At 66.7% G+C, this 9,006-nt stretch carries 5 protein-coding genes; 2 read left to right on the top strand and 3 right to left on the bottom strand.

The annotated features are described in order from the left end of the window. The coding region (locus DVDV_RS22555; protein ID WP_075356483.1) for a triacylglycerol lipase at window positions 1-613 on the top strand (613 nt) is incomplete at its 5' end. A 99-nt stretch (window positions 614-712) separates the two neighbouring features. On the opposite strand, the gene DVDV_RS20760 is transcribed toward DVDV_RS22555, so the two are convergent. Together DVDV_RS20760 and DVDV_RS20755 are read right to left on the bottom strand one after the other, a co-directional pair. Beyond that, entirely contained in the window at window positions 713-1,957 is a 1,245-nt protein-coding gene (locus DVDV_RS20760) for a type IV pilus twitching motility protein PilT (protein WP_075356482.1), read from the bottom strand. A 13-nt stretch (window positions 1,958-1,970) separates the two neighbouring features. Next, a complete protein-coding gene (locus DVDV_RS20755; RefSeq protein ID WP_075356481.1) occupies window positions 1,971-7,460 on the bottom strand; it encodes an alpha-2-macroglobulin in 5,490 nt (1,829 codons plus the stop codon). 125 nt (window positions 7,461-7,585) lie between these two features. On the opposite strand from DVDV_RS20755, the gene DVDV_RS20750 reads away from it, so the two are divergent. Beyond that, window positions 7,586-8,443 carry a hypothetical protein gene (locus DVDV_RS20750; RefSeq protein ID WP_075356480.1) on the top strand — a complete coding sequence of 286 codons (858 nt, stop codon included), beginning with the start codon at window positions 7,586-7,588 and terminating at the stop codon, window positions 8,441-8,443. 129 nt (window positions 8,444-8,572) lie between these two features. Here the strand turns inward: DVDV_RS20750 and DVDV_RS20745 are convergent. After that, window positions 8,573-9,006: PPC domain-containing DNA-binding protein (locus DVDV_RS20745; protein WP_254845477.1), on the bottom strand; the 434-nt coding region annotated here is incomplete at its 5' end.

Here is a 9,006-nt window from a genome sequence, read left to right as displayed (position 1 = left end):
AGCCGGCGAGGCGGTTGTCGTGTGCCTGCACGGACTTTATCACAATCCGGCTGCCTTTCTGGCCCTGCGCCCGGCCCTGGTGCGGGCCGGGTTTACCCAGGTCCTGGTCCCGGGCTACGCCAGCCATGGCACGGACTTCGAGACCGAGGCCCGGCGCATCGCCGCAGCTCTTGGCCGGAGTATTCCGGCCGAGGCCCCTCTTTGTTTTCTCGGCCACAGCCTGGGCGGTCTGATGGCCCGGCATCTGGCCGCCCAGCCGGAGTTTTCCCGGCGGACCCTGGCGGTGGTCACCCTGGGCACGCCCCACCAGGGAAGCGCCCTGGCCCGGTTGGCCGTGGGCCGCCTGGGCCGGTCGCTGGTTCCGGGCAGCCCGGTTCTGGCCCGCATCGCCGCCCTGGCCGATCCATCCGGGGCCACGCTTGCGGCCCTGGTTTCGCCGGTGGACAATCTGGTGGTGCCCGACGGCGGGCTCGATCCGGCCCGGCCGGGCTGGCAGGTGGTGGCCACGGCCCCGGTGGCCCATGTGGCCATGCTCTACCACCGGGGCGTCATCGCCACGGCGGTCAGCCTTTTGGTGCGGGCCGCGCAGCAAAAGTCCGGTCACAAAGTGTAGGCGGAGGCGGCCCGGGCAGGCCCCTGCTCCTTTGCCAGTGTGGATTGTGGAGCAACGGCTGCAGCCAACAGCCCGGGCTGTGGCCTGGGCGCTGGCTCCTTACGCTGGGGGCTTGCCGTGCATCTGGGCCACGAGTTCTTCCAGGGACACCTCGTCGTCGATGCGGTAGGGCTCGTAGGTGGTGCCGGTGTCGAGGTCCTCAGCTGCGGACACGGTTGGCGGAGACGATACCGGCGTTGGGCCGGTCGCGGTCCGTTGGCTGGCTTCGGCCGGCCGCGGGAGGGCCTCGGCCGGGCGCACCAGGGGCAAGCCCGGCTTGGTGGTGGCCCGAAAGACCAGGGTCGGCGGAGTCAGCCGGACCTTGGCGCCGAGGAACTCCTCGCGGTAGCGCTCGAAGGTGAACATGTTTTCCGTGCGGCCGGCCTGCTGGATGTTCTCGATCTGATTGAAGCGGTTTTCCCGGATGATATTGCGCAGGGCCGGGGCGCTTCGGGCGATGGACAGGACCGGGACGCGAAACCCGGCCTTGGCCGATAGCTCCAGATGTTGCACCACCACGGCACTCAGGCACGAGGCCAGTTGCGAGCGTACGAAATCCTGGGCATCGGCGGTAAAGGCGTTGCACAGGCGAAGGAGCGCCTCCTCGGCCGTGGCGGCATGGAGTGTGGCAATGACCAGATGGCCGGACTCGGCCGCGTTTATGGTCAGGCGCATGGTTTCCGGCTCGCGCAATTCCCCCACCACGATGACGTCGGCGTCCTCGCGCAGCACGTCCTGCAACCCCTGCTCGAAACTCGGGAAATGCGCTCCCAGTTCGCGCTGGTCGACCAGGGCGTGTTCGGAGGCGAACCGGTATTCGATGGGGTCTTCCAAGGTGACGATATGGGCGGGCCGGGTTTCGTTTATCTCCCGGATCATGGCCGCGATGGTGGTGGATTTGCCGTTGCCGGTGGGGCCGCAGATGAGGATCAGGCCAAAGGGCAGGGCGCACAGCTCCCGCAGGGAGGGGTGGAGGTTTAGGGCCTCGAAGTCCGGGATGGCCGAGGGCAGAAACCGGATGGCCAGACTCAGGCCGTCGGCGGTGTGAAAGGCATTGAGCCGCATCTGGGCGTCGGGGAAGTGGGCCGAGAAGTCCACGGACCAGCGCTCGGCCAGGATGCGCCGCTGGCGTTCCGTGGTCAGGTTTCGCAACAGGGCGTCGAGTTCCTCGGCGGCAAAGGTGATGTCGCGCTGGAAATGGAGCTGCCCGTTTTTGCGGGCAGCCGCCGGCTGCCCGGGCCGCAGGTGCAGATCCGAAACGTTGTTGCGGACGCAGGATGACACGAGCCTGTTGAATTTTTCCATAGAGAACAGATTGTTATTTGTCATTTTTGGTTACGGTGAAGGTGGCGGCCTCGCCGCTGGCCCGCAGTTCCGGGGCGTACATGGCCTCGGCCTGGGCCGGAGGCAGGCTGAAGACGCCGGGAGTCACGGCCCGCAGCAGGGCGTAGTGGATCTGCCAGGTGCCGGCCGGCAGGTCGGTGAACAGGAGGATGCGGTCGTCGCGAAGATCGAGATAGGCGGCCTTGGCCTTGTCGTCCTCGCCCATCCAGGGCAACCGCTCGGTGGTGTCCAGGCGGGGATTTTCCACCTCAAGCCCGGCCGGAAGCAGATTTTCCAGCACCACGTTGGAGACCGGCCCGGCTGTTGCCCGCACGGCGAATTTGACCACGACCAGCGCGCCCTGGGGCACGGTGTTGCCGGCAAGCGGCTCGCCGTTTCGGGTCAGGTAGGTCCGGGCCACTTCCAGGCCGGCGGCCTGGGGCGCATAGGCGGCCGGGGCCGGGATGCCGCGGGTGCGCACCGAGTAGTAGCAGCTGCCCGGCTCGAAGCCCTGGTTGACGCTGATGCGCAGATCGCCGGGTTCGCCGATGCCGCGAAGGCTTAGGACCTTGCTGTTGGAGAAATCCGACAGCAGGCCCGAGCCGGCAAAAAGCTGGCCGGAGAAGGGTTTTTGGGCTTGCTGGCGGGCGTAGAACTTGCCGAGCGCCAGCAGGGCAAAGGCGTTTTCCTGGGTGGAGGGATAGGCCTCGCCTTCAAGGAGCCGTCCGACCTCCACGGCCAGACTGCCCAGGCGCGGATCGGCCGGGGCGGCGTCTATGAGGGCGGCCAGATAAAGGGCCTTGTCGCGCAGGGTGGAGTCGAGGGTGCCGCCGCTTTCCTTGTGCGGCTCACCCGACGGGGCCGGGCCGGCCACCAGGATGTCGGCAGCCCGGGTGTTGCCGACGGCAGCGTAGGCGGCGCCCAAAAGGCCCTTGGCATCGGCCGGCAGGGCCTTGCCGTGGGCGTCGCGCAGATTGTCCATGGCTCCGATATCGGCCCGGCCGGCCTTGGCCTGGACATAGAGGGCGTAGGCCGCAAGCTTCTGGCCGTCCGGGGTGTCGAGCTTGGCTTCGCGCCCGGTTTCGGCGGCATAGCGCAGGGCCTGGCCCAGCACGTCCTTGTCCACGGGATAGCCGGCCCCGGCCGCTTCCACCAGGAAGTGGGCGGCATAAAGGCTCATCCAGGGCTGGGGCTCGTCGCCGCCGGGCCACATGGAAAAGCCGCCGTTATAGAGCTGCATCCCGGCCACCCGGCGGATGGCCGAGAGGATCATGGCCGCCGGATTCTCTTTCTCAAAGGCCGCCGGGTCCATGGCCCGGGCCAGATCGGCGAAGTAGAGGAGCGGGAAGGCCTTGGACGTGGTCTGTTCCAGGCAGCCGTAGGGGTAGCCGAGCAGGGCTTTTAAATTCCCGGTGAAGCGGATCAGCGGAAAGGCCCCCACGGTGACGTCCCGCCGGGCCGTGCCGGGCAGGAATTCCCCGGAGGCCAGTTCCGGGATGGTCAGGCTTGCCGTTTCCAGGCTGCCCGAGCGCACCGAGGTCCGGGCCGGCAGCGGCGAGCGCACCGGAATGGTGGCCGAGTCGGTGCTGGTTTCCCCGGCCCCGGAGACGGCGACGGCCAGGGCGGCCACGCCCTCGTTTTGTCCGGCGGTCAGGGTAAAGGGCACCGAGGCCGTGGCTCCCCTGGCGATGGCCACGCTTTTCGGGGAGTCGGCCACGCTGGCCGGGCCGGAGACGGTCAGCGTCACGGTGAACGTGCCGTCTTTGCCCGTGTCGTTTTTAACGGTCATGGTCGTTTGCGCCTTGTCGCCAAAGGACAGGAAGCGCGGGAACGACGGCAACAGGACCAGCGGGCTTTTGACGATGGTCTTGGCTTCGGCCGAGGCAAAACGCCGGCCCGAGATGCCAACGGCCATGAGGCGCACCTGCCCCTGGAATTCCGGGATGTCAAAATGCACGGTGGCCTTGCCCGTGGGACCGACAGACACCAGACCGGACCAGAAGGCCACGGTCTTGGCGGCCGGGCTTTGGGAGCGCACAAAGCCCGACAGGTCTTCCAGGCCGTCGCCGCCGCCGGCCAGGGCCTTGCCGAGGAGCGGGGCCACTTCGGGCAAAAGCAGGGCAAAGGTGTCGCTGGTTTCCACCTGCAACTGGCGCTTGGCATAGAAGGCGGCAAAGGGGTCCGGGGTCTTCTGGGCAATAAGCTGCAAGATGCCCTCGTCCACGGCGGCCACGGTGACGATGCTGCCGGGGGGGGCGCTGACCTCGGCCGTCAGCGTCGTTCCGGGCCGGATCTCGGCCGGGGCGGCAATGGCCACCGGCAGGCGGCCCGAGGCCTTGTCCACGCCGATGGGAACCGCGCCATAGGCCCGCGACGGGCTGCCGGACACCACGTCGCCCACTTTGCGCACGAGGGTTGCGGTCACGTACACGCCGGGCAAATACTCGGGCTTGACAGGGATGACGATTTCGCCGGTGTTGCCGCGCAGATCAAGGATCTGGACGTCGTGGATGGCCGAACCTTCCACGGCCACGAGCAATTTGCCGGCAAAAGGCGCGCGCACCTGCAACCGGGCGTTTTCCCCGGAGGCATAGTCGGTCTTGTCGGGCTTGAGTTCGATGCGGGCCGGATTTTCCATGGCCCAGGGCGAATAGCCGAAGCCGCCGGCATAGAATTCCAGCTGGGTGGACGCGCCGGATTCCGGATCGGCCAGGGCCACCCGGTAGCTGCCAAAGGACGGCGGGGTAAAGTTTACCCGGCCCTTGCCGCCGGTAAGCGGCACATCCTTGGTGTCGATGACCTTGGGATCGCGCACGGACTCGTATTTAAGCGACCCGTCCGGGCCTTTGCGCAGGACCGTTTGCCACTCGTCGCGGTAGAGTGTGGCCGTCAGCGAGGCCGTGGCGGCCAACTTGCCGCCTGAGGCCACAGACACGCAGTCAAGGGACAGGGGCTTGCCCGGACTGACGGCCTCGCTGGCCAGACGTTTGAGGCCCGGATAGGCTGGATAGACATGCACCGGCAGCCGGACCAGGCCGGTGACGCCCCGGCCGCCGCCCTCGCGCACCCGGGCGGTCAGGACCGCTTCCAGGGCGGCCGGCGGGGACAGGTCACCGGGCAGCTCGGCTGCGAAAGCGAGCTTGCCCTCGGCGTCAAGCGTCCCTGTTTCCTGGAAAAATTCCATATCTTCAAAGCTTCGTTCCGGGTCGCCAAACACGTATTGCTCAAAGCCCTTGGGGGCAAAGGCCGCCTTGACGAGCCGGCCCCGGGCTTCCACCGGCAGATCGGCTCCGGGCGCGCCAAAGAGATAGCGCCCGGCCACGGCAAAGGACACGGGTTCGCCGGCAGCGGCCGTGGCCGTCTCGGATGTGACCGCCACGCTGATACGATCCGGCACGAATTCTTCCACCTGGAAGCGGTACTGGCCGATAACCGTCTCGCCGGTCAGCAGTTCCAGGGTGTAGGCCCCGGTCAGGGACTGGGTCGGCAGGGCCTGTTTGAGGCTGACCGCGCCCTCGGCCCCGGTGACGGCGGCCTGTTCGCCGATCTTGCGGCCTTGCGGGTCGGACAGCCGCATGAGCACCGGCATGGAGGGCGGCACGCTCAGGCGCACGTCGCGCACCACGGCCAGCCCTTCCAGGGTCTCGCCCGGCCGGTAGATGTCGCGCTCGCCGTAAATAAAGGCGGTGTAGCCGGCTGCCGGCATGACTTCGCCGCCAACATTGAGGCCGCCCTCGTCCACCCGGAAGCGGTCGTAGAGCAGGAAGCTCGTGTCCGTGCCTTTTTGGACGACGATCAGGTACGGGCGCTTGTCCGAGGCGGCCTTGGCGTCGATTTTGGCCCGGAAAAGACCCTGGGCGTCGGTCGCGCCCGAGGCCAGTTCCTGGTTTTGATGGGAGAGGACCTTGACCGAAGCGCCGGCCATCGGGGCGAGGCTGGTCATCGAGGCCGTCCAGACCAGCAGGTCGCCGGGACCGGTTTTGGCCACGATGCCGATGTCGGTGATGCAGATGAAGCGCTGGAAGCCTTCGAATTTGCCGGGCACGGTCAGGGCCATGCGGTAGAGGCCGGGTTCGTGGCCCTGGATGTATTTTTCGAGATTAAGCGGCGTGATCTCGGCGGCGTTGTTCTTGTGGCGCAGGGGAACGCGGTCGCTAAAGATCCGGTCGCCCAGGTTGGAATTTATCCCGCCGCCGCCGTAGGCATCCTCAAAGGCGGAATAGTCCATGGTGAAAAGCGGGAACATGTTGTTGAAATAGACCCGGTCGATGGAGACTTCGGCGGCTGTGGCGTTGACGCTTTTGACGGCCAGATTCTTGTAGCCGTTTCGGGACAGGAACAGGCCCTGGTCGCGGAAATCGACCGACGGTTCGAGGTCCGGGATACGCACGCTGCGCTTGACCGTGGCGTCGAGCACGGCCCCATCGGCCGCGACCAGACCCTTGTCCAGGGTGACGGTGTATTCGCGCCCCGGCTCGAAGGGGCCGCTTAACAGCAGTTCCGCGCCGTCTGCGGCCAGTTCCGAGGCGATATCGGGCTCGAGGCTGATATGCCCGGCCGTGTCCTCGCTTGGCTCAACCGGGGTGGACAGGGTGAGTCGGATGGTGGCTGCGCCTTCCTCGGATGCGGCCTTGACCTCGCGCAGGCGCAGATGCGGATCGAGCACCACGGGAATGACGGCCACGGCCTCGCGGGTCAGGGCAATGTTGCCCTTTTCCGGGCGCACGCCCGGGGTGACCACGATCTTTACGTCGCGCTGCTGCGGCGTTTTTTCGATGGGATCGGACACGAAGCCGAGCTTTTTGGAGCCATAGGTGGTGGTCAGGGATACGGCCACCGGCTTGGACGGGTCCCGGGGGTCGATCAACTGGATATGGTCGGCCAGGGCCTTGGGATCAACCGATCGGTTAAAGGCCGCCTCGCCGCGGACCACCACCAGCGCGCCGCCTTCGGGAGCCGGTTCGAGGTGGGCGGTCAGCCGGGCCACCTCGAAGCTGCCGTAACTGGCCGGCCACGAATCCTGGCCGGCCAGGGTCTGGGGCGGGGTGAGCAGGGCGGCGGGGGCAAACTTCACGGTATAGGTGGTGGCCTGGGCAAAGCCGTCGGTCGGCTCGAAGCGCAGCATATAGGGCGACACCCAGGTCCAGCGGCCTGGGATGGGCGGTTCGATGGACGCGGGGTCGGCCGCCGGGGAAGCGCCTTCCCTGGCTCCGGCCACGGGCCGGTCGAAGGCGGCGAGCAGGTAGCGGCCGCGCTCGGGGTCCATGGCCAGCCCGGCCACGCGCACGGCGTCCAGCGAACCCGGGGAGGTCGGGGTGGCCTTGGCCGCCGGGGCGGTTTCAGTCGGGGCCGGAGCCGGAGCCGGAGCCGGAGACGTTGGCGTCCGGTTTAACAGGAAGAATTCACCGGCTGCGATGACAACAAGAACCGCGATAAGCCAGTTTTTCCAGGTCTGCCGCGAGCCGCTTACGGGAACATCGTTCATGCCGGCCTCCAATTGTCCCATTCATACCCGCGTGCCATATTTTTTCAACTGCGATGATGGGAAATGACACGTTTGCAAAATGGCAAGGCTCTGATACCCGGGGGGTATTCCGTCAAGGAGGCCCTATGCATCGAGTTTTCTCCCCCCTGGTGACGCTTGCCCTGTTGCTCGGCGGCCTGATGGCTGCGCCGGCATTGGCCGAGGCCCAGGATGAAACCAGAAAAACCACCGTCTACGGCATGTTGCACCAGAGCGCGCAAGGCGGCATCGAGTTGACCAGCCCCCAGGAACCCGGCGTGGTCTATGTCCCATTTGACCGGGGATCGATCATGACAACGATGCTTGACATCAAGGTGCGGGTGCGCGGGGTCGTGCGCGAGAGCGTGGTGCGCCAGGGCAAGACCTACAAGGTGCTGGCTGTTGACGACGTAACACCCATGACGGCCGAGTACGGGGCCACCACCATCGAGCGGGGCAAGGCGGTTGGTCTGCCCGGCACGGACCAAGCCGAGGTCCATGCCTATTACAATAAGACCTGCTATTTCTTCCCGCGCTATGCCGTGGTGGAGACGCTGGCCAATTATACCGACGGCCACACCCTGCGCGTCCTGGCCCACAGTACAGCGGATTCGCCGGACGCGGTGTGCGAGATGCAGCAGGGCACGCCGCTTTTCGAGGTTCCAAACGGCGGTGATTTTGCCTTTGACGGGCTGGCCGGGGACACGCTCTTTGTGCAAAACGGCCAGTCCGACGCCATCCATGGGCTTATGGCCGTCAATCTGGCCGGGCAGAAGCAGACGCTCGATGCCACGGTGGCGCCCGGGGCGCATGTGGAGAAGGGGAAGCTCCTCTATGCCGAGACGCTGCCGGATGCCGGCCGCAAATCGGCCTGCCCGGCGGGCAGGAAAGCGGTGCGGGCCATGGCCCTGGAGCTTACGTCCGGCAAGTCGGCCGCCGTCGGCAAGGAAACCTGCTGGCCGTAGGGGTGGGTTCCCCGGTCCTGGGGCCGGGGGCGCAATGTGAAAGGGGCGCGTCTCCCGCTTGCGGCCTGACCGGTTTCCCGGCCGGCCCGCAAGCGGGAGACGCGCCCCTGCCCGTTGCGGAGTATGGCCCTACATGCCGGTCTGGTCCCACAGCGGCAGGCCGGTTGCGCTGTCCAGGCCCCGGTGCAGACACGGCCCCTCGATGGGCGTGATGCAGGCTTCGCCGGCAAAGAGGATGCTGCCGGGCAGGGCATGGCCGCCGGTTGTGGTGAAATCGCTTTGAAGCAGGGTCAGGTGCAGGTGGATGACGGGCAGGCCTTCCATGAGGGAGACGTTGCCGAGGCCGGAGAGGATCTGGGTGCTGCAATCCAGGGTGCGGACGGCGTATTCGCGGGTGTCCTGGAGATAGAAGCCGAGCACGGCTTTTTCCAGGAAGCCGATGAGGCTCACGTGTCCCTTGGTGATGTTTTTTTCCAGGCAAAAGGAGACCAGGGCAGCCAGCAGGTCTTCGCCCTTGGGCAGACGCACGAGCAGCGAGCCGTTCATTCCATGATCCTTTTTTT

The sequence above is a fragment of the Desulfovibrio sp. DV genome (assembly GCF_001936595.1).
Taxonomy (GTDB): domain Bacteria; phylum Desulfobacterota; class Desulfovibrionia; order Desulfovibrionales; family Desulfovibrionaceae; genus Solidesulfovibrio.
Note: the sequence above shows the minus strand (reverse complement) of the source record. Positions and strands in the feature narration are given on the sequence as shown.

Excerpts from the sequence above, each read along its gene's own strand:
- DVDV_RS20760 (WP_075356482.1), bottom strand. The coding sequence starts at position 1,957 with ATGGAAAAATTCAACAGGCTCGTGTCATCCTGCGTCCGCAACAACGTT.
- DVDV_RS20750 (WP_075356480.1), top strand. The coding sequence starts at position 7,586 with ATGCATCGAGTTTTCTCCCCCCTGGTGACGCTTGCCCTGTTGCTCGGC.
- DVDV_RS20755 (WP_075356481.1), bottom strand. The coding sequence starts at position 7,460 with ATGAACGATGTTCCCGTAAGCGGCTCGCGGCAGACCTGGAAAAACTGG.